Here is a 24,314-nt window from a genome sequence, read left to right as displayed (position 1 = left end):
CAAGCAGCGGCCGACGGTACGAGTCTGCCCTGACGGAGGAGTACTCCCATGACCGAACACACCCCTGTCCAGCTCGATCGCCGGCGCGCCCTGGCCGCCACCGGCCTCGCGGCCGCCGCCGTGGTGACCGTCGCCGCCTGTGACACCTACGGCGCCAACGACAATGCCTCGGCCGCGTCCGACAACGGAGCCAAGCAGGACAAGCAGCAGGGCGCCGAGCTCGCCACCACCGGCGAGGTTCCGGTGGGCGGCGGCGTCATCAAGGGCGACACCGTCATCACCCAGCCCACCGCGGGCAATTACCAGGGCTTCTCCTCCACCTGTACGCATCTGGGCTGCAAGGTGGCCGAGGTCAGCAACGGCAAGATCAACTGCAAATGCCACAACAGCAGTTTCAATCTGGACGGCAGCGTGGCAGGCGGGCCCGCGCCGCGCGCCCTCGACGCGCGCGCGGTCCGAGTCGAGGGAGATCGCATCCTCGCCGGGTAGCGGCGTGTCCCGGCAAATCGCCCGGGCGCGTCGCCCCGGTGGCCGCCCGGAATTGCGGGATAGTTGGGCAAGTGGTCGGTTGCCCGACGCTGTCTCGGTACCGCTGATCAGCGCTTTCTGATCCTCTGACCACTGGTAACAGTTCGATCACGTGGCTTGCTAATTGGTAACTGGAGTTGCCAGAGTTAACAGCTGGGTTTGGTGTTACTAGTGGGAAGGGAGGGGCGCCCCGTTCCCGGGAGCGCCGTCACCGCGTATGAAGCCGAACATGGTCAAGGCCGGTATCTTCACCGCCGTCACGGCCGCGGCATTCTCGACAGTGGCCGGTCTGGTGCCGGTCACCGCCCATGCTGATCCGGTACTGCCCGAACTGCCCCAGAAGCTGGTCGGGAAGACCGTCTTCCTGGATCCCGGTCATCAGGGGCCCAACCACAATCAGGATGTCGCGCGCCTGGTCACCGACGGCCGCGGCGGCACCAAGGCCTGCCAGACCAGCGGTACGACCACGCTGAACGGCATACCCGAGCACACCGTCAACTGGAATGTGGCACAGCTGGTGCGCACCTCGCTGGAGGGACTCGGCGCGCGCGTGGTGCTGAGCCGTCCCGACGACACCGGCTGGGGCGGCTGCATCGACGAACGGGCCGCCGCCGCAAACCAATCCGGCGCCGACGTCGCCGTGAGCATCCACGCCGACAGCGCGCCCGCCGAGGCCCGCGGCTTCCACCTCATCGTGCCGCAGCTGCCGATCCCGGACGCCAAGGCCAATGAGGTGCAGGCCGGAGCCGGGCTGGCCGCGAGCAGGGCCATGCGCGATGCCTACCTGCAGGCCGGATTCCCGGCCGCCACCTACAACGGCGCGGTGGACGGCCTGCAAACCCGCGCCGATGTGGCCGGACCGGCGCTGACCCGGGTGCCGGACGTCTTCCTCGAAATGGGGAACGGCGCCAATGCCGAGGACGCGGCGCAGCTGGAGACGCCGGAAGGCCAACTGCGGCACGCGGTCACGATCACCACCGGCATCGTGGGCTATCTGCTCGGACTGTCGATTCCGTCGGAGGGCGGCGAGCAGGTCGGCACCGCGCCCGCGCCGCAGACCCAGCCCGCCCAGCCGGCGCAGCCCGCGCAGTTCGAAGTGCCGCCGCAGGCCCCAGCGCCCGAATCGCAGGCACTGCCGCAGAACGGTCCCGCACCGGTGGCGCCGCAGGCGCCGCTGCCGGGCCAGGCACAACCGGCGCAGCCGGGCGCCGAAGCACAGCCGCAGGCGGCGCCTCAGCCGCAGGCAGCGCCCCAGCCGCAGGCGGCTCCGCAAGCCGAGGCGCAGCCGCAGGCCGCGCCGCCACAGGTGGCGGTTCCACCCGCGGCTCCGGTCGAGCCGCAGGCGCCGCAACCCCAAGTGCCGCAAGCACAACCGCAGGCGGCCGGAGAGCCGCAGGCGCCGCAGGCGCAACCGATGCCCGCCGACAAGGAGCCGTCGCCGCCGGCCATCGGCCCGGCGACTCTCGAAGCGCCGGTGGCGGTCAAACCGGTCTCGGCTCCGCAGAATCCGGCGCCGGGCGGCACGGCCCCGGGTGGCACGACGCCGGGTGCGCAGACGAGCCCGGGCGTGCAGGCGAATCCGGGCCAGAGCAATCCGGGCGTGCCCTCGGGCCTGGGCGCTCAGGCCCCGGGTGCGCAGACCGGTCCGGGTGCGCAGACAAGCCCTGGCGCGCAAACGAATCCGGGTGGCCAGACGCCGTCGGACAAGAACTCCAAGACGGTCGACGTGGAGTCGATGAGCGCCCTGGTGCAGACCGCCATCCAGATGCTGGGCCCGCTGGCCAAGATGCTCATGGGCAATAACGGCGTCGCCTCCGACATGGTCAACCTGGCCTACACCCTGGTGTCGGTGCTGTCCTCGTCGGTCCTGACGCCACAGGCCAAGTAGTCGCTTTCCCGAGTACGCCCCCGCGCCGAATCCTCCGGTGCGGGGGCGTATTTCATTGCCTCCCCTCACTTGCGTACCGTTCGGCCGCTCTGATCCCGTATGCGGCGAATGGCCGAAGCCGGGCAAACACTTCGCGACCCGGGATGGTTGAAGGTATGTCCTCCATCACCTGCCTGGCCACGAAGGTTGTCGCCGCGGAGAGGCGCAGTTGCGGACAACTTCGTGTCCGGTGGTTGGCAAGCATCCGGCGCAGGAGTTGCATGAATTCGGGTCGGGTCAGGACCGGGTGCCGGTACTGGTTTCGATATACGGCTCGTCGATCGAGGTGGATGTGATGGCGTTCGGTGTGGGACTCAGTATCGGCACGGTCAATACGGTCTGCGCTACGGCGGCCGACCGGGCGGGCAAATACCCACCGGGCCGCAGGGGAGCCCCGCCGACCACTTGGCGCACCACCCTGACCTTCGATTCGTCCGGCACCGCCCGGGTCGGCCGTATTCCGCGGCACGGGCGGGTCATTACCGAATTCGCCGATCTCACCCAGCGCGGTGCGCCGGTCGCGCGGGTCGGTCACCGGGCGCTGTCGGCCGCGGATCTCATTGCCACCGTGGCCAACAGCGTGCTCGAGGAGGTGCTGGGGAAGGCTCCGGCCGGACAGTGCTCGCGGCCGGACACCGGCATCGCGGTCACCCATCCGGCCGGGTACTCCGCGAATCTGGTGACCGACCTGCGCACGGCGCTCGACGGCGTGGGGCTGGGGTGCGCCGAGCTGCTCGCCGAGCCGATCGCCGCGGCCACCTGGCTGCAGGCCCAGCGCGGTCCGCTCATGCCGGGCCTGGCGCTGGTCTACGACCTCGGCGGCTCCGGACTGGACGTGACGCTGGTGCGGGTGGGCGCGGGCGCGCCCAGCAATCCGATCGTCGGCATACCGCAGCATTCCGCCGACTTCGGCGGCCGGGCCTTCGGCGGACTGGTGGCCAGGAAGCTGCGGCGCGCGCCGGACGGGCCGGTCGTCTCCCGGGTGGTCGACGACGCCGACGCCGGGGAACTGCGCACCGAGCACGTCACGGCCTCGCTGAAGCTGGTCTATCGCTGCCTGCGCATCGCCGATGTGACCATGGCCGACGTGGACCGGGTGCTGGTGGTCGGCGGCGCGGCGCGCCCGCCGGAGGTCGCCCAGGTACTGGCCGAACAGCTGGCCCGGCCGGTCACCGTGGCCCCGGATCCGGAGCGCACCATTGCCGACGGCGCGGCCATCGCGGCCCGGCAGTCGGTGCTCGCGCACGATTCGGCGGCCCATCGCCATCACGTGCTAGCAGACCTGTTCCGGCGTGTGACGCGCGTCGCCGCTCTCTGATCCGCAGGTTACCGGCCGGTTTGCTCGGCAAAACTCGGCGCGCGAGGGCGACTCGTGCAAGCATCCTGCTAGCGCATGTTGACGGTACTCCGATTTGCTGTAACCATGGGGTACAGATAACACGCTACTGGAGAGGTGACGACGATGTCTCCGACCGCGACACCCATCGACGATCCCGTGGTTGCCGAAGCGCAGGAGTACGCGCAGAAGCTGCTGCTGTTGTCGGAAGGATCGGTCAACAAGCACTTCGATCCCTACGAGGACATCGACTGGGAGAACCCGGACTTCGACGCCAACACCAAGCCCGAGCGCTGGATCCTGCCCGGTTCCGCCGATCCGCTGGGCCGCCACCCGTGGTACCTGGCGCTGAGCGACGAGCAGAAGATCGCCATCGGCAAGTACCGCCAGGCCAATGTCGCCAAGGTGGGCCTGCAGTTCGAATCCATCCTCATCAGCGGCATGGTTCAGCACACCTTCTCGCTGCCCAATGGCGATCCGGAATTCCGGTACTGCACCCATGAGATGGCCGAAGAGCTCAACCACACCCTGATGTTCCAGGAGATGGTCAACCGCATCGGCGCGGACGTCCCAGGCATGGGCCCGATCGTGCGGCAGCTGCGCCACTTCGGCGTGCCCGTGGCGGTCATGTTCCCGAACCTGTTCTTCATGGCCGTGCTCGCCGGCGAGGAGCCGATCGACCACATCCAGAAGCAGATCCTGCGCTCCGGCGAGGATGTGCACCCGATCATGCGCGGCGTCATGGCGATTCACGTCGCCGAGGAGGCCCGCCACATCTCCTTCGCGCACGAATTCCTCAAGCAGCACGTGCCCGAGCAGGGCATGCCGCAGCGTTTCGTGCTCTCCATCGCCATGCCGATCGTCATGTGGATTCTGGGCCGCTCCATCGCGACCCCGCCCAAGGCGTTCTTCCAGGAGTTCGACATCCCGGAGTCGGTGCGCAAGGAGCTGTTCTACGGCTCCAAGGAGGCCAAGCAGGTCTTCAGCGACTACTTCATCGATGTGCGGGCGCTGGCCCACGAGATCGGGCTGATGAACCCGATCGCCAAGCGGGTCTGGAAGATTCTCGGCATCGATGGCCCGGCCTCGCGCTACCGTTCGGAGCCCATCCGCTCCGGCAAGGTCGCCTGAGGGGTAGGGACGTCCAGTGCCGTACGTTGTTACCCAATCCTGTTGCAGCGACGCCTCGTGCGTGTACGCGTGCCCGGTCAACTGCATCCATCCGACGCCGGATGAACCCGACTTCCTGACGGCGGAAATGCTCTACGTCGATCCGCAGGCGTGCGTGGACTGCGGGGCGTGCGCCACCGCGTGCCCCGTCGACGCCATCGTGTCGTCGAAAAAGCTCACCGACGAACAGAAGCCGTTCATCGAGATCAATGCCGACTTCTATCGGCAGGCCCGGCCGCGGCCGCTGCTGGCCCGGCCGATTCCGGCGCCGGAGGTCAAGCCCGGGCGGGAACCGTTGCGGGTGGCCATTGTCGGCTCGGGCCCTTCGGCCATGTACGCGGCCGACGAATTGCTCACGCAGCCGGGCGTTTCGGTGACGGTGATCGATCGGCTGAACACCCCGTACGGGCTGGCGCGCTTCGGTGTCGCACCGGACCACGCCAAGACCCGCAAGGTGTCCAAGCTGTTCGACGTGATCTCCGCGCAGCCGGGATTCGGGTCGTACCTGAATCTGACCGTGGGCGAGCATATTTCGCACGACGAGTTGCTGGAGCACCATCACGCGGTGGTCTACGCGGTCGGCGCGTCCAGTGATCGCAAGCTCGGCGTCGCGGGTGAGGGACTGCCGGGCAGCGTATCCGCAACCGAATTCGTGGCCTGGTACAACGGGCATCCCGATCAGGCGGGGCGCTACTTCGATCTGACGCAGCGGCGCGCGGTCATCGTCGGCAACGGCAATGTGGCGCTGGACGTGGCGCGGCTGCTGACCACCGATCCGGAACTGCTGGCGGGCACCGATGTCGCGCCCCGGGCGCTGGCGGCGCTGCGGCGCAGCAAGATCGAGGAAGTGGTCGTGCTCGGCCGGCGCGGGCCCGCGGAATCGGCCTTCACGGTCCCGGAATTCGTGGGACTGCTGGGCGCGGATGTGGACATCGTGGTGGAGGGCGAGATTCCCGAGCCGACCGCGGACATGCCGCAGCAGGTGCGGCAGAAGCTGACGCTGCTGCGCGGCCTGGCCGAGCGGCCGGCCGGCGGGCGCAAGCGGATCGTGTTCCGGTACCTGGCGGCGCCCACGGCGTTCACGGGCGTGGACCATGTGACGGGTGTCGAGGTGATGCGCAATCGGCTCGTCGCCGGGGCCGACGGTGTGGTGCGGGCCGAGGCGACGGGGGACACCGACCTCCTGGAGACCGGTCTGGTGCTGACCTCCGTCGGGTATCGCGGCGTGCCGCTGCCCGGGCTGCCGTTCGATGAGAATGTCGGGATCATCCCGAATCTCGACGGGCGGGTGCTGGAGAGCGCCGGAGGTTCGGTGGTGTCCGGTGCGTATGTGACCGGCTGGATCAAGCGGGGACCGACCGGCTTTATCGGGACCAACAAGTCCTGCGCACAGCAGACGGTGCGGCAGCTGGTGGACGATTTCAATGCCGGACGGCTGGCCGAACCCGGTAGTGGCGCCTATGAATTCGACCGACTGGTCGGAGCGCGTCAACCGCACGTGGTGCGCGGCGGCGCGGTGAACCGGCCGCGGCGACGCCTGCCGCTCTTGGTGCGCAGTCGGTAGGCTGCTCCGAAACGGTCCGAACGCCGACCGCCCCCGGTGATTATTCGCGAGGGCGGTCGGTTTGTTTTTTCATTTCGAATTGTGTTGTGTGAGTTGTAATACTGCGTTTGCCCGCAACGACAACCGAGGCAGTAGAGGCGAATTCACTCCGAGTCACGGGCGATGAGCTGTTGCGAGTAGGGAACTCCACGGCAGCAACCGACCAGTGATCGGCATTCCGCGCCCCCAAACTGACGTTGCGGTTTTCTTTTTCGGACTCTCATTGCGAACCGGTTGGTATCAACTATTCGTTCGCTGTGTTGTAGCTACAAGCGAATGGTGTTGGTGTCCAGTTCGACTCGGTGGCGACCACGTAGCTTCCTGACCAGTACTTTGCCAACTTCGCTACCGGACGCGAGATCTTTTCTCCCGATTCGATATTCACATCCGGCATGTGCCAGCTAACCTGAACGCGCTGTTTGGAAAACGACCGCGACCACATGGTTGGTACGCCCGTGAGGCCGTGGTCTCGGTGCGTTGACGGGATAGCGATGACTGTTGGCTTTGGCATGAGCATCGGCACAGTGAACTCCGTGTGGGCGACCACGACCGGTGAACGAACCCGGCCCGCCGTGCGTGTTCGGCGCACGGCCGTCACATTCGACAGCGCCGGTGGGCCGAGGATCGGGGGAATTCCCCGATTCGCCCCGGTTGTCACGGATTTCGCCGATCTCACGACCGAGCCGGATCCGGTGGTCATCGGCGGGCGCATCTGGTCGCCGGCCGATCTGGTGGCCACCGTGGTGAACGGTCTCATCGAGACGCATGCGCCCGAAGCGCCGGCCGTCACCACCTATCCCGCCTGCTATCCCGACAAATACGTCACCCGGCTGCGGCGGGCGCTGGACTGGTCCGGTGCGGCCGATGTGCTGCTCATGCCCGAGCCCGTGGCGGCGGTGGAATGGCTCGACGCCGAATACGGCGTCTCCGGAGCGGGTTTGACGCTGGTCTACGACCTCGGCGGCAATAGCCTCGATATCGCGGTGGTGCGCACCGAGGAGGATCCCGAGGAGCGCGGCATACTCGGCCGCGCCGAACGCTCGCACGAGTACGGCGGTCGCCCCCTGGGCACCCTGCTCGCCCGCTACGCCCGCAGCATCGCGCCGGGCGCCTCGCAGCCGGTCTCGGCCGTGGTGCCCGCCTCCGATACGAATCGCTTGCGCAGCTGGCATATTCGCAACTCGCTACGGCTGGTCCGCTCTTGCGTGCATCGCGCCGGACTGCACCTCGACGATATCGATCGCGTGCTGCTGATCGGCGGCGCGGCCCGCCCCGCCGAGGTGGCGCGCGTGCTGTCGGATCTCGGCCGGCCCATTGTCATGGCGCCCGATCCCGCGCACACCGTGGCCATCGGCGCGGCCATCGCCGCCGTCCGCAGCGTCGACACCGGGTCCGCCATCGGCCGGTACGCTCCGCGCGCGGCCGTATTCTCCGGTGCGGCGGTGGCTTCCGCGCTGGCCATGTCCGCGGCCACCGTGCTCGGCGGCCCCACCGGCGGGCTGCCCGGCCTGCAGGCCGCGCCCGGACCGGTCGGCGCGCCCGGCGGCGGGATCGCTCAGGGCGATGTGATCGTCTACGACGAGGTCACCGGCGCCTACGGTGGCGGCGGTGCGCATGCCGTCACCGCCGCCTCGATGCGCGGCCCGATCGCGCCCACCGTCACCCAGACCTGGGTCGGCGGGCGACCGGTGGACACCACCCGCAACCGCGGTTTCACCAGCAATGGTCCGGGCGATCGCTGCGAGCCGCCGATCTACCGCAACGGGACCTATTCCAACCCGGCGACCTTCGTCAACCCGCTGCCGTTCCGGCCGTACTCCGAGCTCAGCACCGCCATCGGCACGATTCCGAATCAGCTGCCCTCGGTGAGCCTGCCCGACCTCCCGGAGGTGCCCCAGCCGGGCGCGGCCCTGCCGCAACCCGGACAGGTCGAGCTGCCGGGAACGGTTCCCGCGGCCGAAACCCTCCCGAGCGCACCGGCTCCGGAGACCGCGCCACTGCCCGAGACCGCTCCGGCACCCGCGCCCGAGCCTGCTCCTGCCCCGGAACCTGCCCCCGCTCCCGATCCGACGACGGGCACCGGCACGACCACCGGTGATCCGGCCTCCGGCGGAACGACCACCGGCGGAACACCTTCCGACGGCGGCACGACCGGTGGCGACACCACGTCCGGCGGGACGACGACCGGCGGCGCCACGGGTGGCAGCACCGGAGGCGATACGACCTCGGGTGGTACGACCGGCGGCGACACCTCCGGCGGTACGACCGGTGGCACATCCGGTGGAACCGGCACGGGCGGAGGGACTTCCGGTGGAGGCACCGGTACCGGCGGCACTTCCGGCGGCGACACCGGCGGTGGCGGTACAGGCGGAAGCGGCACCGGTGGTGGCGGGACCGGCGGCAGCGGTGGTGGCGGTACAGGCGGAAGCGGCACTGGCGGTGGCGGGACCGGCGGCAGTGGAGGCGGCGGCACCGGTGGCGGTGGCAACGGTGGTGGCGGCACCAGCGGAGGCGGCGCATCCGGTGGTGGCTCCGGGGGTAGTGGCGGCTCCGGCGGCCTCGGTGGTGGTGGCGGCGCGTCCGGCGGTGGTGGCATGGGCGGTTCCACCGGAGGCGGTGGAACCGGCGGTGGCGGAACCAATTCCGGCGGTGGTTCCGGTGGCGGCGGAGCCGGCGGCGGTGGGGGAGGCGGAGCCAGCGGCGGTGGAGGCGGCGGGGGCGGCGACCGCTAGCCCCGCATCGGACGGCGACGCGGACGGCGGTGGAGTAGTGGTCCACTCCGCGCCATCCGTCGTCGCGAACGATCGGCCCACCCTCGCGCCTCCAGTGCCCAGCGCGATGGTGGGCTCGGTCGCATCCGGCCGCCGAATGATGTTCAGCGAGCGGTGAATCCGCCGTCCACGGCGAGCGCGGCGCCGGTGATGAAGCTGGCCTCATCGCTGAGCAGGTATGCCGCGAAGGCGGCGATCTCCTCGGGCCGGGCAATGCGGCCCATCGGGTGCAGCGCGGCGATCGCCGCCTCGCCCTCCGGGGTGGCGCCCATGGACGCGCGGAAGGCCGGGGTGTCCACCGCGCCGGAGACCAGCGCATTCACCCGGATCGGCAGCTCGGCGTTCTCCAGCGCGACCGCGCGGGTGAGCCCGACGACGCCGTGCTTGGCCGCCACATACGGTGCGACCGAACCCATTCCGACCACGCCCAGATTCGAGGCATTGTTCAGAATGGCCCCGCCGCCGGAGGCGATCAGCGCCGGAACCTGATGCCGCAGACCGTAGAACACGGCCGTCAGGTTCAGCTCGATATCGGCCCGCCAGCCCTCCTCCCCGATGTCCTGCACCGGCCCGAACGCATTGATCGCCCCCGCATTGTTGAAGGCCCCGTCCAGCCGCCCGAATTCGCTCATCGCGGCCTCGGTCAACCGCGCCACATCCGCCTCGACGGTGACATCGGCAGGCACGAACAATGCCCGCCCGCCGCTCGCTCGAATCTCCTCGGCCACCCGATCCCCGGCGTCCTTGCTCCGAGCGCCGAGTACGACCGCACCCCCCTCAGCGGCCACCCGCCGAGCGACCGCGGCACCGATCCCCGAAGTGGCGCCGGTGATCAGAACAACCTTCGATTCGAACCGAGATCCCATGACTACGTTCCCCTTTGATGAAGAGCTGATTTACTTGACACGTCATATACAACTCCGGTCGAAAGGCTCGCGCTGGCGGAAATCCGCCCTCGCGTTTGACGTGTCATGCAAAGGGGCTGTGACGCCCGCCGATCGAGCGGGCGCCAATCTCAGGCCGACGCGAGCAGATCTGGCAAGGCGTGCAGGTCGTCCACCACGTTCGCGTACAAAGCCCCCGGCAACTCCGAACTCAAATACCCCCAAGGCCCCCGCCGAATCAGCACCGGCAGCATCCCCGCCTCCCGTGCCGGCAGCACATCATTATCGACCCGATCCCCCACATAGGCGATCTCCACCGAAGCCACCCCCGCCACCTCCGCGACCTTGGTGAAGAACTTCGGATCCGGCTTCTCCAACCCCCACTCCGCAGACGTATAGATCGCATCCACCGGCAGCCCCATCCGCTCCAGCGCCGCCTTAGCCTGCGGCGGCTGATTCCCCGCGATGATCACCGCCACCCCCCGCCGCCGCAACTCCGCCAACGCCGGCCGCACATCCGGATACAAATCCTCTTCATCGAAGTTGTTCCGCAACCCCTCCGGCTCCTCCGCCGCCCAAGCGGCCTCCTCCGCCCACACATCAATCCCGGGCCGCACCAGCTCGAACGCCTCCACCAACGGCCGCCCCGTAGCCGCCATCCCCCCGATCACCCCCAACAAGGCGAACCGCGGCACCCCCAACCGATCCGCCCACCGACTCCAAATCCGAGTCTCATCGATCAACGTCTCACCCACATCGAACACTACGGCCTTGATCATCCGCCCAGCGTATCCGCCCGCCCGCACGCGCCACCGCGATGACAACCGGCTCTCGGCTCGCTCGAACCCGTGCCGACCGAACCGAGCCACCGCTCGTCTGAAACAGCATCGACCGGGAACTGGTGGCGGGCTTCTTCGGCGTGTCGCCGCCACCAGTTCCCGGTCGGCGATGTTTCACATATTCCCGGTGGGAGGGCGTCAGGCTGATAGGGCGAGGGCGTTGGTGCGCGCCGACTCGTAGCGATCCCAGACGATGTCGGTGAGCGCTCGGTGTGGACCGAGTACATCGGCGTGCAGGAGATCCGGGGCCGCGGCGACGAGGCGGTCGGTCAGCAGGCCCGGGGCCAGGAACCAGGGGGCGACGAGGAGTTGGTCGGCGCCGCGGGCTCGTAGCCGGTCGAGCGCCTCCAGCACTGTCGGCTCTGTTGTGGCGAAGCAGATTTCGGTATCCCAGCCGGTGAGTGCGGCCAGTTGGCGCGCCACCTCGGCGGTGCGGGCATTGGCCGCCGGAGACGAGGAACCGACGGCCGCCACGGCGATGCCCACCCGGTCGGCCGCCGAACCGATTGCGGGAGTGTCGCGTTCGGGTGCCGTATCGAGGGTCGTATCGGCCGCGAGGGTCGCCAGCACCCGTTCCCGCAGTACACCGACCAGGCGCGGATCGGGGCCCAGAACGCCGGCCTGGGTCAGGTGGAGGCGGGGGTTGCGGTTCGCTGCGGCTGCCAGCAGGCCGGGGAGGTCCACTCGGGCGTGGAAGGCGCTGCCCAGCAGGAGGGGAGTCACGATCGCGTGGGTGTGGCCCGCAGCGGCGACGGCGTCTGCGACCTGTTCGACGGAGGGGGTGCTCAGGTCGAGGAAGGCCAGGCGGACGTCCACGGTTGGGCGGGCGGCGGCGATCTGTTCGACGACCGCGTGCATGGTGGCCGCGGAGCGGGGGTCGCGGCTACCGTGGGCTACCGCGATCAATGCCGGTGCGGCCGTGGCGGATTCGCGGGGCGGGAGGGTCGGCCCGCCCGGCAGGACGGCCGAGAGTGCGCCGGTGCCGGGCGGGTACATCTCAGACTCCGATTTCCGGGCCGACTTCGACGGCGGTGAGGGCGTCGCCGACCAGGCCCGCGGCGAGGGTGTTGCCGCCGGCCGGATCGATCAGCAGGAAGCTGCCGGTGTGGCGGTTGACGCTGTAGTCGTCGGCCACGATGGGGTCGGCCACGCGCACCGAGATACGGCCGATGTCGTTGAGGGACAGCGACTCCGGGGAGGGGTCGGCGGCCAGGTGCTGTTCGTCGAAGCGCTCGATCAAGGCGCCGACAATGGCCTGGGTGGTGCGGGTGCCGTGCTTGAGGAGCAGGCGGGCGCCGGGGCGCAGGGGCTTGTCGCCGAGCCAGCAGACGGTGGCGTCGAAGGTGTCGATGGGTTCGGGGGCGTCACCGGCGGCGACGATCACATCGCCGCGGGAGGCGTCGACGTCGTCGGCGAGGATGAGGGTGACGCTGCGGCCGGGCTGAGCCGAGGCCAGTTCGCCGTCCGCGGTGTCGATGCGCTCGATGGTGGTGCGGGTGCCCGAGGGCAGCACCACGACCTCGTCGCCCTTGGTGACGGTGCCCGCGGAGACCTGACCGGCGTAGCCGCGGTAGTCCGGGTATTCCGGTGTGCGGGGGCGGATCACGTACTGCACGGGGAAGCGCAGGCCGACCTGGTGGCGGGCGCTGTCGGCATCGACCGGGACCGATTCCAGATGCTCGATGAGCGAGGGGCCGTCGTAGTACGGGGTGTTCTCCGAGCGGGAGGCCACATTGTCGCCGTGCAGCGCCGAGACCGGGATCTCCACGACATCCTCCGGCGCCCAGCCGAGTTTTGTTGTCAGCTCGGTGAACTCGGCGCGGATCTTGTCGAAGACACCGGCCGGATCATCGACCAGGTCGATCTTGTTCACGGCCAGCACCAGCTTCGGCACGCCCAGCAGCGCCATGACGGCGGCATGGCGGCGGGTCTGCTCGATGACGCCCTTGCGAGCGTCGACGAGCAGGATCACCAGCTGCGCGGTGGACGCGCCGGACACCGTATTGCGGGTGTACTGCACGTGCCCCGGGGTGTCGGCGAGCACGAAAGACCGCTTGGGCGTGGCGAAGTAGCGGTAGGCCACATCGATGGTGATGCCCTGCTCGCGCTCGGCGCGCAGACCGTCCACCAGCAGCGACAGGTCCGGCGTGGACAGGCCCTTGTCGACCGAGGCGCGGGTGACCGCGTCGATCTGGTCGGCTAGCACGGATTTGGTGTCGTACAGCAGGCGTCCGACCAGGGTGGACTTGCCGTCGTCGACGCTGCCGGCGGTGGCCAGTCTGAGTAGGTCGGACATCAGAAGTAACCCTCTCGCTTGCGATCTTCCATGGCGGCCTCGGAGACGCGGTCGTCTCCGCGGGTGGCGCCGCGTTCGGTGAGCCGGGAGGCCGCCACCTCGGCGAGGATCGCCTCGTTGTCGGCCGCATCGGAAATGATTGCGCCGGTGGTGGATCCGTCGCCGACGGTGCGGTAGCGCACCGACTTGATCAGCAGCTCCTCGTCCTCGCGCGGGCCGCCCCAGGAGCCGGGCGTCATCCACATGCCGTCGCGCAGGTACACCGGGCGCTCGTGCGCGTAGTAGATACTGGCCAGCTCGACGTTCTCGCGGGCGATGTAGCGCCAGATATCCAGCTCGGTCCAGTTGGAGATGGGGAATACGCGCACATGCTCACCCGGAGCGTGCTTGCCGTTGTACAGGTTCCACAGCTCCGGCCGCTGCCGCTTGGGATCCCAGCGCCCGAAGGCGTCGCGCAGCGAGAAGATGCGTTCCTTGGCGCGCGAACGCTCCTCGTCGCGGCGGCCGCCGCCGAAGACCGCGTCGAAGCGGTTCTCATTGATGGCGTCCAGCAGCGGCACGGTCTGCAGCGGATTGCGGATACCGTCCGGGCGCTCGGTCAGCCGCCCGTCGGCGAGGTAGTCCTCGACGGAGGCGACATGCAGCCGCAGCCCGTACTTCTCGACCACGTGGTCGCGGAACTCGAGGACCTCGGGCAGGTTGTGCCCGGTGTCCACGTGCAGCAGCGCGAACGGCAGCGGCGCGGGCCAGAAGGCCTTGATCGCCAGGTGCAGCAGCACGGTGGAGTCCTTGCCGCCGGAGAACAGGATCACCGGTCGCTCGAACTCGCCCGCGACCTCGCGGAAGATGTGGATCGATTCACTCTCGAGCGCGGCGAGAGTGTCGAAGTCGGTTTCGAGAGAAGTCATGACGCGTGCAACCCGCATTCGGTCTTGGCGAGGCCGGCCCAGCGGCCGCTTCGCGGATCGGATCCCGGTTCCGGCTTCCGTGTGCACGGAGCGCAACCGATGGACGGATATCCCTCCTCGACAAGGGGATTGACGAGAATGCCATTGGCCTCGATGTATTCGGCCATCTCGTCATCGGACCAGGCGGCGATCGGATTGATCTTCACCAGCCCGAAGGCCTCGTCGAAGGAAATCAGGGGCGCGTTGGCGCGGGTGGGGGCCTCCACACGGCGGATGCCGGTGACCCAGGCGTTGTAACCGGCCAGGGACTTCTTCAGCGGCACCACCTTGCGCAGGCGGCAGCACTCCCCGGCGTCGCGGGCGAACAGATCCTTGCCGAGCAGCTGATCCTGTTCGGCCACAGTGTGTTCCGGCTGCACGTTGACGATGTTCACGCCGTACACCAGCTCCACCGCGTCACGGGTGCCGATGGTCTCGGCGAAGTGGTAGCCGGTGTCGAGGAACAGCACGTCCACGCCCGGACGCACCTGCGCGGCCAGCTGGACCAGCACGGCGTCCTGCATGTTCGACGCGACGATGTAGTTGGATCCGAAGGTCTCCTCGGTCCACCGCAGCAGTTCCTGGGCGGTGGCGTCCGGCCCGAGCTCGGCCGCGCCCTTCTCCGCGAGGGCGCGCAGGTCGGCTTCGGCGAGTTTGGTTGTGGTCATTGCTGTTTCCTCCAACTACCGCAGATCGGCCTCTTCGGCACGGACAGCCCACTGCGCGAAACGCTCACCCTCATCCCGGTTCTTGACGAAGTTGCGCACCACGCGCTCGATGTAATCGCCGAGCTCATCGCTGGTCACCTTGTGCTGGCGCAGCTTGCGGCCGAAACCGCTGTCGAGCCCGAGGCTGCCACCGAGGTGAACCTGGAAGCCCTCGACTTGATTCCCATTGCCGTCGTCGACCAGCTGGCCCTTGAACCCGATATCGGCGATCTGGGACCGGCCGCAGGAATTGGGGCAGCCGTTGATGTTCACCGTGATCGGCACATCCAGATCGGCATTGATATCGGCCAGCCGGGTCTCCAGCTCGGGCGCCAGCACCTGCGACCGCTTGCGGGTCTCGGTGAACGACAGCTTGCAGAACTCGATGCCGCTGCACGCCAGCAGGTTCCGCCGCCAGTGCGACGGACGCCCGTGCAGCCCCAGCGGTTTCAGCTCCTCGATGAGCCATTCGACCTTGTCGTCGGGCACGTCGAGCACGATCAGCTTCTGGTACGGGGTGAACCGCACCCGATCCGAGCCGATGCTCGCCACGATATCGGCGACCTTGGTCAGGATGGTGCCCGAGACGCGTCCGGCAATGGGGGAGAAGCCGATGGCGTTCAAGCCATTGCGCAGCTTCTGCACGCCGATGTGATCGATGGGCCGCTCCGGCTTCTCCGGCGCGGGACCGTCGATGAGCTTGCGCTTCAGGTACTCGGTCTCGAGCACCTCGCGGAACTTCTCGATGCCCCAGTCCTTGACCAGGAACTTGATGCGCGCCTTGGTGCGCAGCCGCCGGTAGCCGTAATCGCGGTACAGCGAGACGATCGCCTCCCACACATCCGGCACCTCATCGAGGGGCACCCAGGCGCCGAGGCGCTGGGCGAGCATCGGATTGGTGGACAGGCCGCCGCCGACCCACACATCCAGGCCGGGACCGTGCTCGGGATGCTCGACGCCGATGAAGGCGACGTCGTTGATCTCGTGCACCACGTCCTGCTGACCGGAGATGGCGGTCTTGAACTTGCGCGGCAGGTTGGAGTACTTCTTGTCGCCGATATAGCGCTTGACGATCTCCTCGATCGCCGGCGTCGGATCCAGGACCTCGCCGAAGGACTCGCCGGCCAGCGGGGAGCCGAGCACCACGCGCGGGCAGTCGCCGCAGGCCTCGGTGGTCTGCAGGCCGACCTCTTCGAGCCGCCGCCAGATCTCCGGCACGTTCTCGATCTCGATCCAGTGGTACTGGACGTTCTCGCGGTCGGACAGATCCGCGGTGTCGCGGGCGAATTCGGTGGAGATCTCGCCGAGGGTGCGCAGCTGCCGCACATTCAGCGCGCCCGCATCGCAGCGGACCCGCATCATGAAGTAGCGGGCCTCGAGAATGTCGATGTTCTCGTCGCCGGTCCAGGTGCCGTCGTAGCCCTCTTCACGCTGGGTGTACAGACCCCACCAGCGCATGCGGCCGCGCAGATCGCTCTTGTCGATCGAGTCGAAACCCTGCTTCGAGTAGATGTTCTCGATGCGGGCGCGCACATTGAGCGGGTTGTCGTCCTTCTTGGACTGCTCATTGGCGTTCAGCGGTTCCCGGTAGCCGAGCGCCCACTGCCCCTCGGACTTGCGCCGCACCGGCTTGCCGGTGCGCTCACGCGGCGCGACGGGCGCGTCCGAACGAGGACGGTCCGGCCGCACGCGACGCTCACCGGCGGGCCGCTGCGGCCGTTCGGGGCGGGCATTCTCGGAACTGGAAGGACCGGCGTCGGTACTCGACGTCATCGGGTTGCTCCTGAAGGTCTTGCGGGCAGGCGGGAGGGGCTGGCTCACGCCTCCGATATCAGCGAACCGGCATTAGCGGCGTCGCGACCGACGCCGTCCCGGAGAGAATGGGAGCCGTTCTACCGGAGGCTTCCCGGCAGACAGCTCGCGCTGCAGACACGCTTGAAGTCGACGTGGCGGCGTGCCACGAGGCGTACTCCAAGTCCGGTCATGAGGGTTATTGTGCCATGTCAGCGGGGTTTCTCCGACCGCCGGACAATATTTTCCGCACTTTACCGGGAAATCGCCTGGACAGCCGACCTGATTTGTGACACGTCTCATAGATCAACGCCCGAAACCGGCAAGGGTTGACCTCGACTGCCCTTCAGGTTGAAAGATCGGTGTCATGACAACAGCAGACATCGACACCGCCGCCGAGATCGAAGCCGTTCATGCCGTGGTGGCGGCCGTCGAGAAGGCGCAGCGCGCCGAGGACGCCGACGCCTTCCTCGCCCTGTTCCACCCGGAGGCGATCTGGACCACCGGCGGCGGCAAATTCCTCAATGGCCGCGACGAGATCTCGGAGTTCACCCGCAAGGTCATCGTCGGCGCGACCAAGGACGGCTACGCCACCTACACGCCGTTCTTCGTGCGGTTCATCCGCCCCGATGTGGCCGCGGTGAAGGTCCGCCAGCAGTACTTCAACCACGACGATGAACTGCAGGCCGAAGGCTCCCCGCTCTACGGCATGACCAAGGAGGACGGCCGTTGGCTGCTCACCTTCTGCCAGAACACCCCGGTCGTCGACCACTGACGAGCGCGACCGGTCGCCCGGCGCGACCGGTCATTCGGTGTCCTCGAGCACCGTGGTGGTGACTCCTTCGCCGGGGCGGGCGCACGGTGCGGCTGCGGTGTGACGTGGGCTACCGGTCACACTGGATGGGTGACGACGACCGCGACCTCGACCAGCGTGACCGCTCCGGCGGGCGATGAGCCCGGGCTGGTGCTGCGCGATTTCGGGGGTGGGCCGTTCGGGATCTACGTTCACGTGCCGTTCTGTGCGACTCGATGCGGGTACTGCGATTTCAACACCTACACCGCGGGGGAGCTGGGGACCTCTGCCTCGCCGCAGTCGTGGTTCGAGGCGCTGCGCGGTGAATTGGCCACGGCGGCAGAGCAGTTCGCGGCGCTGCCGAGTGCGGTGCCTGCCGTTGAGACGGTGTTCGTGGGTGGGGGAACGCCCTCGTTGCTGGGCGGGGACGGGCTGGCCGATGTCATGACCGCGATTCGTGAGAACTTCACGCTGGCCCCGGGGGCGGAGGTGACGACGGAATCCAATCCGGAATCCACCTCGCCGGAGTTCTTCGAGCGGCTGCTGGAAGGCGGGTTCACGCGGGTTTCCCTGGGCATGCAGTCGGCGGCGCAGCATGTGCTGAAGATTCTTGACCGTACTCATACCCCGGGCCGGGCCGTGGCTGCCGCCAAGGAGGCTCGCGCCGCTGGATTCGAGCATGTGAATCTCGACCTCATCTACGGCACGCCGGGTGAGACCGATGCGGACCTCGACGCCAGCCTGGATGCGGTGCTGAGCGCGGGCGTCGACCATGTGTCCGCCTACTCCCTGATCGTCGAGGACGGCACCGCCCTGGCGCGCCGCGTGCGCCGGGGCGAACTGCCCGCCCCGGATGATGATGTTCTCGCCGCTCGCTACGAACGCATCGACAGTCGCCTCGAGGCGGCGGGGCTGCGCTGGTACGAGGTCTCCAACTGGGCCGCGAACGACGACGCCCGCTGCCGCCACAACCTCGGCTATTGGGACGGTGGCGACTGGCTCGGGGCGGGGCCGGGTGCGCACAGCCATGTCGGTGGCATGCGGTGGTGGAACGTGAAACACCCTGCGCGTTACGCGGATCGGGTGGCGCTCGGCGGGCTGCCGGCCGCCGGATGGGAGGCGCTCACCGACGAGGAGCGGTACACCGAACGGGTCATGCTCACCGTGCGCCTGCGCACGGGGCTGCCGCTCGGGGAGCTGGATGCCTCGGGTCGTATCGCGGCCGGGGGCGTGATCGCGGACGGGCTTGCCGAACTGTGCGGTGAGCGGCTGATTTTGACCGATCGCGGGCGGTTGCTTGCGGACGGTGTGGTTCGCGCATTGCTCGCCTGACAGCAGGGAGGGGCAATCCACCCGGGACCGCTCGTGGCTGTGTTTGATTTGCCTCCGCTTCGCTCCGGCGGGGTTCGGGGCCTGACAGTCTCGATTTTTCCCTCCCTCCGCGCACGCCGGAGCTCCTCCGCTTCGCTCCCCCGCTCCGACGCACGCTCCACTCAGTCCAAAATCGAGACGGCCCCGAACCCACACAGTTGATGCACCAACTGTCATCCCTGCCGTTCATTGACAGTTCGCCTTCGGCGGACAAACGCACAGGCACACCGGCTGGGCTGTTTGGGCCATCAGCATCTTGGGGGTTGGGTGTTGTGGATGCAGTGCTGGTGGGTGGCGGGTTATGTGTTGGTTGCGTGTAATCCGATGACGGCTAGGCGGACTCGGTTTGATGCTCCGGTCTTGGCCATGAGGTTCGTTACGTGGGTTTTCACCGTGGTGAGGCCGATGTGCAGGCGCTGGGCGATTTCCGCGTTGGACAAGCCGTCGGCGACCAGCGCGAGGACTTCGGACTCGCGGTCGGTTAGGCCCAATTCTGTTGCGGGGGTGGTGGGGTCGGGGGGATTGCCGGTGCGGGCGGCGACGGCTGAACCGACTACGCGGTGCAGGACGTCGTCGGAGAAGGAGCGTTCGCCGGTGGCGGCGCGGCGGATGGCGTCGATGAGTTTGGTGGGGGCGGTGTCTTTGACGAGGAAGCCGAAGGCGCCGGCTGCTAGGGCGGGGTAGAGGTGATCGTCGTCGTCGAAGGTGGTGAGGGCTAGCACCTTGGTTGCGGGATGGGCGGCGAGAATGGTTGCCGTGGCGCGGATTCCGTCCATGCCGGGCATGCGGAGGTCCATGAGGACGACGTCGGGGCGCAGGTCTGCGGCGAGGCGGACGGCGTCGCTGCCGGTGGCGGCTTCGGCCACGACCTCCAGGTCGGCGGCCGTCTGGCAGAGCATGCGCAGGCCCGCACGGACCAGCTGCTGGTCGTCGACGATCAGGATCCGCACTGTCACAACGACTCCCGTGCCTCGATGGGGAGATGCGCGGCCAATTGCCAGCCGACGTCCTGGGCGGCGGCGGTCAGCGTCCCGCCGAGCAGTGCGACTCGTTCCCTGAGGCCGATCAGCCCGAGCCCCGTCGATCCGGCGCGCTTGGATCCGTGCGAGCCGGCCTCGGGATTGCCGCCGCGATCGCGGAGTTCGAAGCTCACGCCGTCGGTTCCGGCCGTGATTCCCAGCCGCGCGTTGGCGTCCAGTCCGGCGTGCTTGGCGATATTCGCCAGTCCTTCCTGGGTGAGCCGGAGCAGCGTGAGGGCGGTCATGGCGTCGACCGCGGTGATCTCGCCATCGATATCGGTTTCGACGCGCAAGCCGAGGGCGCGGGCGCGTTCCACGGCCGCGTGCAGGGCCTCTGGCAGATCGGTTGGGGCAATGAAGGATTCGCCGGTGGCTTGGGGATCGCGCAGGATGATCACCAGCTTGCGGAGATCGGCGAGGGTCTGGACACCGCTGGTGTGCACATCGTCGAGCACCTCGCGGACCTCCTGCGGCGCATCGGGCAGGGCGAGCTGGGCGACGCCGACGCGCAGCACGGTGGAGGACACGTGGTGGGCGATCAGGTCGTGCAGTTCCCGGGCGATGGCGGTGCGTTCCCAGGCCCGCGCGGCGGCCACCTCCGCGTGGCGGCGCTGGGTGATCTCGGCGGCTTCCCGGCGTGCCGTGTGCAGGGCCTCTCGCGCGGTGCGCAGCAGCCAGCCCAGCACGAGCGGTAGTCCTGCCATCACGATCGCTCGATAGCCGGTCGCGGCCGCGCCCCCGGTCGAATGGAACAGGTACGCACCGCCGAGCGCGGCCGCGCCGACCAGCGGTTGCGCGCCGCCGCGCCGGGCCGCGAGCTCGGTGAGCGCGATACCGGCGGCGACCTTGGCGACGAGCGGTCCGGCGTCTCCGAATTCGAAACCGATCAGCAGCAGACCAGTGGTGGCCAGAGCGGTGACCAGCGGCCAGCGGACTCCTCCTGCGGTCGCCGCGATCGAGACGAGCGCGATCGCCCAGTCGACGGCGCTGGGTGAATCCACGAGCAGCAGCTGGCAACCGACCGCGAGCACGGTCAGGACGACCATGCGCGCCGGGAGTGACCGCGCGTCGAGCAGCCAGTCGACACCTCGGGTCATACCGGTTGAATCCACGTCGCCATCATGCCTTTTTCGCGCGGAGCGCATCTCCTACCCAGGGAGGAGGCGGGTCATCCCACCGGCCGGAATCCGGGCCGCCGGGTGGATCTGCCGGACGCTGCCGCGCTCGACAGTGGAAGCCATGAGCGACGACACGATCACCACCGCAGCCGACTCCGATGAGAAGGCGGCGAAACCCAGCCGTCGGAAAATGCTGGGCGCTATGGCCGCGTCCGGAGTAGTTGCGGGTGCGGCCGGGCTCGCCGCCGGAGTCGCGTTGGGCGCCGACTCCAATCCGCCGTCCCCGGCACCGAATGGCCTGCGGCGCTTCGAGAACAAGGTTGTTCTCATTACCGGGGCCACCTCCGGCATCGGTGCGGCGGCAGCCGGACTCTTCGCCGCCGAAGGCGCGAAGGTGGCGTTCTGCGGCCGCCGCGTCGAACGCGGGCAGGCCGTGGAACGGGCGATTCGCGAGGCGGGCGGCGAGGCCACCTATCTGCGTGCGGATGTGCTGGTGGAAGCCGAAGTCCGGGACTTCGTCGATACGGCTGTCGCGAAGTACGGCGGCCTGCATGTGGCATTCAACAATGCGGGCATCACGATTCAGAAGAAGCTGCACGAATACAGCGCCGACGAATTCGACCGGGTCGTCGAGACCAATCTGCGCGGCACCTTCCTCGCCATGAAATACCAGGTGCCGCACATGATTCGCGGGGGCGGCGGCACCATTGTCGTCACCTCCTCCAGCAATGCCCTCGCCACCGACGGCGGCCGCGCCGCCTACACGGCCGCCAAACGCGGCCTGGTGGGCCTGGTCCAGTCGGCGGCCCTCGACTACGCCGGAGACAATATTCGGGTGAACGCCCTGGTGCCGGGCACCACCGATACCGAGTTGGTCCGCCGCGCAGCGGGAATGGAGGCCGTTCCCGACGACGCCTACCAGGTCTTCATGCGCCAATGGGCCCGCCTGAACATCCCAGGTCTCGCCCGCCTCGCGACGCCCGCCGAGATCGCCGCCTTCGCCCTCACCCTCGCCTCGTCCGAGCACTCGTACCTCACCGGCGCACAATTGGTCATCGACGGTGGCAAGACCGCCCATGCCTGATCTATGACGGTCATCACAGCGGAAACCGTCTGAAATACCTACATTTCCGCCCGTTGCCCCCTAGCGTCTTGCCGCAGAATCACCGTCGTGGGGGAGTTGTATGAAACCGTTCGAGGCCCGAATTCTGCGTTCCGCCTTCGTGGCTTCGCTGCTCACGCTCGCCCCGATGGCGCCGGCGACCGCGGCGTCCACGCCGACGATCGTGCTGGTGCACGGCGCCTTCTCGGACCCCGGGATCTGGGACGGCGTCGCGGACAGGCTGCGGGCGGACGGCTATCGGGTTGTGGCGGTGGACAATCCACTGCGCGGCCCGGCCCGTGACGCGGCCGCCGTGCAGCGTGTCCTCGACGGCATCTCCGGGCCCGTGGTGCTGGCCGGTCACTCCTACGGCGGTGCGGTGATCACCCAGATCCACGATCCCAAGGTCGAATCCCGGGTCTATGTGGCGGCACTCGCGCCCGTCGCGGGCGAAACCGGCCTGATCGCTGTGGATCCGATCCGCTTCCCGGGTTCCTGGCTGCCGCTGGCATTGCGGCCGAGCCTCGCCGAGGACGGGCTGGGCGTCGACACCGTCGTCGATCCCGGCAGCTTCGGCGCGGTCTTCGCGCAGGACGCCGACGCCGCGACCGTCGCGACCCTGATCGCGCACCAGCAACCGCTCGCGGCGACCGCGAATTTCGAGCCCTCCGGCCCGCCGGCGTGGACGTCGGCGCCCAACTGGTACCTGGTCTCGGCCGCCGACCGCGTCGTCCCGCCCGCGCTGCAGCGTTTCCTGGCCAACCGGATGGGCGCGCACACCAGCGAGATCGACGCCTCGCACACCGGCCTCGTCACCCGGCCCGCGGAGGTCGCGGCGGTCGTGGCGGCGGCGGCGCGCGGGTAGCCGCCGCATCCGGGCGCGCACGGTTTCGGACGCGTCGGATCGCCGCCGGGTCTACGCTGCTGCCGACAGAGCTCCATGCCCCGTACGCGAGGAAATCGTCATGTTCGACGACATAGTTCCCTTCCGGGTCGAGATCTCGCCTGCGCAGTGGCGGGATCTGCGGCAGCGGTTGAGTGAAACACGGTGGCCCGCACAGATTCCGGGGGTGGGCTGGGATCGCGGGGTGCCGGTGGACTATCTCCGGGAGCTGGCGGGGCACTGGGCCAAGCGATTCGACTGGCACGCTTGGGAGCAGCGGATCAATGCCTATCCCCAGTACACGACCGTGATCGATGGGGCGCGAATTCATTTCCTGCACATCAGATCCCATCGATCCGATGCGACGCCGCTGATCATGCTGCACGGGTGGCCGAGCTCGGTGCTGGAGTACCTCGATGTCATCGAACCGCTCACCGATCCCGAGGACGGCGGCCCGGCATTCCACCTGATCATTCCGTCGCATCCGAACTTCGGCTTCTCGGGTCCGGCCGCGGATACCGGTTGGGACAGTTACCGGATCGCGGGCGCGTACACCGAACTCATGCGCCGCCTGGGGTATCCGCGCTACGGCGTGCAGGGCGGGGACTTCGGCTCCTTCATCGGGCCGAATATCGGCCGCCTCGACGCCGATCGGGTGATCGGCGTGCACGTCAATGCCGCCGGGTTCGGGTTCATACCGTTCGGCGGGATGACCGATGAGGTCGCCGCCACCCTGAGCGATCGTGAGCGGGCGAAGCTCGCGCTGGTGGGCAGACTGCTGTCCGACGGCGGGCATTTCCAGATCCAGGGCACCCGTCCGCACACCCTCGGCTTCGCCCTCGCCGATTCACCGGCGGGGCAGCTGGCCTGGATCGTGGAGAAATTCCACTCCTGGACCGGCACCGAAGGCGCGCTGGCGGATCGTGTCGATCGCGACCATCTGCTCGCCACCGTCTCGGTGTACTGGTTCACCAATACCGGCAGCTCCTCGGCCCAGCTGTACTACGAGACCCTGCACGCCCAGCGCCAGCCCACCCGCTCCACCGTCCCGACCGCGGTGGCCAATTTCGCGACCGATCCGGCCATCCGCCGCTTCGCCGAACAGCTCAATACCATTGCCCGCTGGACCGAATTCGACACCGGCGGCCACTTCGCCGCCATGCAGACCCCGGATCTGCTGGTCGCCGACATTCGCGCCTTCTTCACCGAACTGACCGGCGCACAATGAA

Annotated in this window: 21 protein-coding genes; 11 read left to right on the top strand and 10 right to left on the bottom strand. The window is 68.5% G+C overall.

Going from position 1 to position 24,314, the window contains the following annotated elements:
- Positions 1–48 precede the first annotated feature (48 nt).
- The 6 genes from ACYQ5L_RS28825 to ACYQ5L_RS28800 all read left to right on the top strand — a co-directional run bounded on the left by ACYQ5L_RS28825 (position 49) and on the right by ACYQ5L_RS28800 (position 9,296).
- A complete protein-coding gene (locus ACYQ5L_RS28825) occupies positions 49–489 on the top strand; it encodes a QcrA and Rieske domain-containing protein (protein WP_459961375.1) in 441 nt (146 codons plus the stop codon).
- A 268-nt stretch (positions 490–757) separates the two neighbouring features.
- Positions 758–2,416 carry an N-acetylmuramoyl-L-alanine amidase gene (locus ACYQ5L_RS28820; RefSeq protein ID WP_459961374.1) on the top strand — a complete coding sequence of 553 codons (1,659 nt, stop codon included), beginning with the start codon at positions 758–760 and terminating at the stop codon, positions 2,414–2,416.
- A 334-nt stretch (positions 2,417–2,750) separates the two neighbouring features.
- Positions 2,751–3,773 (top strand): Hsp70 family protein, encoded by a 1,023-nt coding sequence (locus tag ACYQ5L_RS28815; protein ID WP_459961373.1) that lies wholly within the window; start codon positions 2,751–2,753, stop codon positions 3,771–3,773.
- Between the two features lie 144 nt (positions 3,774–3,917).
- Complete coding sequence (locus ACYQ5L_RS28810; protein WP_459961372.1) at positions 3,918–4,922, top strand: AurF N-oxygenase family protein; 1,005 nt, start codon at positions 3,918–3,920, stop codon at positions 4,920–4,922.
- A gap of 16 nt (positions 4,923–4,938) precedes the next feature.
- Positions 4,939–6,525 (top strand): FAD-dependent oxidoreductase, encoded by a 1,587-nt coding sequence (locus tag ACYQ5L_RS28805; protein ID WP_459961371.1) that lies wholly within the window; start codon positions 4,939–4,941, stop codon positions 6,523–6,525.
- Positions 6,526–7,073: 548 nt separating this feature from the next.
- The gene (locus ACYQ5L_RS28800; protein WP_459961370.1) at positions 7,074–9,296 is read left to right on the top strand and encodes an Hsp70 family protein; all 2,223 of its coding nucleotides are present in this window, start codon (positions 7,074–7,076) and stop codon (positions 9,294–9,296) included.
- Positions 9,297–9,439: 143 nt separating this feature from the next.
- Here ACYQ5L_RS28800 and ACYQ5L_RS28795 read toward each other — a convergent pair whose 3' ends face one another.
- The 8 genes from ACYQ5L_RS28795 to ACYQ5L_RS28760 all read right to left on the bottom strand — a co-directional run bounded on the left by ACYQ5L_RS28795 (position 9,440) and on the right by ACYQ5L_RS28760 (position 16,993).
- Positions 9,440–10,201: an SDR family NAD(P)-dependent oxidoreductase gene (locus tag ACYQ5L_RS28795; protein WP_459961369.1), complete on the bottom strand. Its 762-nt coding sequence runs from the start codon at positions 10,199–10,201 to the stop codon at positions 9,440–9,442.
- A 149-nt stretch (positions 10,202–10,350) separates the two neighbouring features.
- The gene (locus tag ACYQ5L_RS28790) at positions 10,351–10,998 is read right to left on the bottom strand and encodes an HAD family hydrolase (RefSeq protein ID WP_459961368.1); all 648 of its coding nucleotides are present in this window, start codon (positions 10,996–10,998) and stop codon (positions 10,351–10,353) included.
- A 198-nt stretch (positions 10,999–11,196) separates the two neighbouring features.
- Positions 11,197–12,054 (bottom strand): sirohydrochlorin chelatase, encoded by an 858-nt coding sequence (locus tag ACYQ5L_RS28785; RefSeq protein WP_459961367.1) that lies wholly within the window; start codon positions 12,052–12,054, stop codon positions 11,197–11,199.
- Between the two features lies 1 nt (position 12,055).
- Positions 12,056–13,354 (bottom strand): sulfate adenylyltransferase subunit 1, encoded by a 1,299-nt coding sequence (locus tag ACYQ5L_RS28780; RefSeq protein WP_459961366.1) that lies wholly within the window; start codon positions 13,352–13,354, stop codon positions 12,056–12,058.
- Entirely contained in the window at positions 13,354–14,280 is a 927-nt protein-coding gene (cysD, locus tag ACYQ5L_RS28775) for a sulfate adenylyltransferase subunit CysD (protein WP_459961365.1), read from the bottom strand. The genes ACYQ5L_RS28780 and cysD overlap by 1 nt, the downstream gene beginning before the upstream one ends.
- Complete coding sequence (locus ACYQ5L_RS28770; RefSeq protein WP_459961364.1) at positions 14,259–14,969, bottom strand: phosphoadenylyl-sulfate reductase; 711 nt, start codon at positions 14,967–14,969, stop codon at positions 14,259–14,261. Before ACYQ5L_RS28770 ends, cysD begins: the two co-directional genes overlap by 22 nt.
- Positions 14,970–14,984: 15 nt before the next feature.
- Entirely contained in the window at positions 14,985–16,781 is a 1,797-nt protein-coding gene (locus ACYQ5L_RS28765) for a nitrite/sulfite reductase (RefSeq protein WP_459961363.1), read from the bottom strand.
- Between the two features lie 119 nt (positions 16,782–16,900).
- Positions 16,901–16,993 carry an Ms4527A family Cys-rich leader peptide gene (locus ACYQ5L_RS28760; RefSeq protein WP_354835468.1) on the bottom strand — a complete coding sequence of 31 codons (93 nt, stop codon included), beginning with the start codon at positions 16,991–16,993 and terminating at the stop codon, positions 16,901–16,903.
- A 173-nt stretch (positions 16,994–17,166) separates the two neighbouring features.
- Between ACYQ5L_RS28760 and ACYQ5L_RS28755 the strand changes: the two genes are divergently transcribed.
- Together ACYQ5L_RS28755 and hemW are read left to right on the top strand one after the other, a co-directional pair.
- Entirely contained in the window at positions 17,167–17,574 is a 408-nt protein-coding gene (locus tag ACYQ5L_RS28755) for an SgcJ/EcaC family oxidoreductase (RefSeq protein WP_459961362.1), read from the top strand.
- A gap of 129 nt (positions 17,575–17,703) precedes the next feature.
- On the top strand, positions 17,704–18,924 hold the full coding sequence (hemW, locus tag ACYQ5L_RS28750; protein WP_459961361.1) for a radical SAM family heme chaperone HemW: 1,221 nt from the start codon (positions 17,704–17,706) through the stop codon (positions 18,922–18,924).
- 338 nt (positions 18,925–19,262) lie between these two features.
- On the opposite strand, the gene ACYQ5L_RS28745 is transcribed toward hemW, so the two are convergent.
- Entirely contained in the window at positions 19,263–19,862 is a 600-nt protein-coding gene (locus tag ACYQ5L_RS28745; RefSeq protein WP_459963572.1) for a response regulator, read from the bottom strand.
- 53 nt (positions 19,863–19,915) lie between these two features.
- Positions 19,916–21,079 carry a sensor histidine kinase gene (locus tag ACYQ5L_RS28740; protein ID WP_459961360.1) on the bottom strand — a complete coding sequence of 388 codons (1,164 nt, stop codon included), beginning with the start codon at positions 21,077–21,079 and terminating at the stop codon, positions 19,916–19,918.
- Between the two features lie 142 nt (positions 21,080–21,221).
- On the opposite strand from ACYQ5L_RS28740, the gene ACYQ5L_RS28735 reads away from it, so the two are divergent.
- The 3 genes from ACYQ5L_RS28735 (at position 21,222) to ACYQ5L_RS28725 (ending at position 24,313) form a co-directional block, all read left to right on the top strand.
- Positions 21,222–22,184, top strand: coding sequence for an SDR family NAD(P)-dependent oxidoreductase (locus tag ACYQ5L_RS28735; RefSeq protein ID WP_459961359.1), 963 nt, complete (start codon positions 21,222–21,224; stop codon positions 22,182–22,184).
- Between the two features lie 100 nt (positions 22,185–22,284).
- Entirely contained in the window at positions 22,285–23,067 is a 783-nt protein-coding gene (locus ACYQ5L_RS28730) for an alpha/beta fold hydrolase (protein ID WP_459961358.1), read from the top strand.
- Between the two features lie 100 nt (positions 23,068–23,167).
- Positions 23,168–24,313, top strand: a complete 1,146-nt coding sequence (locus tag ACYQ5L_RS28725; protein ID WP_459961357.1) for an epoxide hydrolase family protein — start codon at positions 23,168–23,170, stop codon at positions 24,311–24,313.
- Position 24,314 lies beyond the last annotated feature (1 nt).

This window comes from Nocardia sp. IFM 10818, assembly GCF_054655275.1.
The sequence above is the reverse complement of the archived record's forward strand: the minus strand, read 5'-3'. Positions and strand labels throughout refer to the sequence as shown.

Coding starts and splice junctions, on each gene's coding strand:
- ACYQ5L_RS28825 (WP_459961375.1), top strand. CDS start 49: ATGACCGAACACACCCCTGTCCAGCTCGATCGCCGGCGCGCCCTGGCC.
- ACYQ5L_RS28820 (WP_459961374.1), top strand. CDS start 758: ATGGTCAAGGCCGGTATCTTCACCGCCGTCACGGCCGCGGCATTCTCG.
- ACYQ5L_RS28815 (WP_459961373.1), top strand. CDS start 2,751: ATGGCGTTCGGTGTGGGACTCAGTATCGGCACGGTCAATACGGTCTGC.
- ACYQ5L_RS28810 (WP_459961372.1), top strand. CDS start 3,918: ATGTCTCCGACCGCGACACCCATCGACGATCCCGTGGTTGCCGAAGCG.
- ACYQ5L_RS28800 (WP_459961370.1), top strand. CDS start 7,074: ATGAGCATCGGCACAGTGAACTCCGTGTGGGCGACCACGACCGGTGAA.
- ACYQ5L_RS28795 (WP_459961369.1), bottom strand. CDS start 10,201: ATGGGATCTCGGTTCGAATCGAAGGTTGTTCTGATCACCGGCGCCACT.
- ACYQ5L_RS28790 (WP_459961368.1), bottom strand. CDS start 10,998: ATGATCAAGGCCGTAGTGTTCGATGTGGGTGAGACGTTGATCGATGAG.
- ACYQ5L_RS28785 (WP_459961367.1), bottom strand. CDS start 12,054: ATGTACCCGCCCGGCACCGGCGCACTCTCGGCCGTCCTGCCGGGCGGG.
- ACYQ5L_RS28780 (WP_459961366.1), bottom strand. CDS start 13,354: ATGTCCGACCTACTCAGACTGGCCACCGCCGGCAGCGTCGACGACGGC.
- cysD (WP_459961365.1), bottom strand. CDS start 14,280: ATGCGGGTTGCACGCGTCATGACTTCTCTCGAAACCGACTTCGACACT.
- ACYQ5L_RS28770 (WP_459961364.1), bottom strand. CDS start 14,969: ATGACCACAACCAAACTCGCCGAAGCCGACCTGCGCGCCCTCGCGGAG.
- ACYQ5L_RS28765 (WP_459961363.1), bottom strand. CDS start 16,781: ATGACGTCGAGTACCGACGCCGGTCCTTCCAGTTCCGAGAATGCCCGC.
- ACYQ5L_RS28760 (WP_354835468.1), bottom strand. CDS start 16,993: ATGACCGGACTTGGAGTACGCCTCGTGGCACGCCGCCACGTCGACTTC.
- ACYQ5L_RS28755 (WP_459961362.1), top strand. CDS start 17,167: ATGACAACAGCAGACATCGACACCGCCGCCGAGATCGAAGCCGTTCAT.
- ACYQ5L_RS28745 (WP_459963572.1), bottom strand. CDS start 19,862: ATGCTCTGCCAGACGGCCGCCGACCTGGAGGTCGTGGCCGAAGCCGCC.
- ACYQ5L_RS28740 (WP_459961360.1), bottom strand. CDS start 21,079: ATGACCCGAGGTGTCGACTGGCTGCTCGACGCGCGGTCACTCCCGGCG.
- ACYQ5L_RS28735 (WP_459961359.1), top strand. CDS start 21,222: ATGAGCGACGACACGATCACCACCGCAGCCGACTCCGATGAGAAGGCG.
- ACYQ5L_RS28730 (WP_459961358.1), top strand. CDS start 22,285: ATGAAACCGTTCGAGGCCCGAATTCTGCGTTCCGCCTTCGTGGCTTCG.
- ACYQ5L_RS28725 (WP_459961357.1), top strand. CDS start 23,168: ATGTTCGACGACATAGTTCCCTTCCGGGTCGAGATCTCGCCTGCGCAG.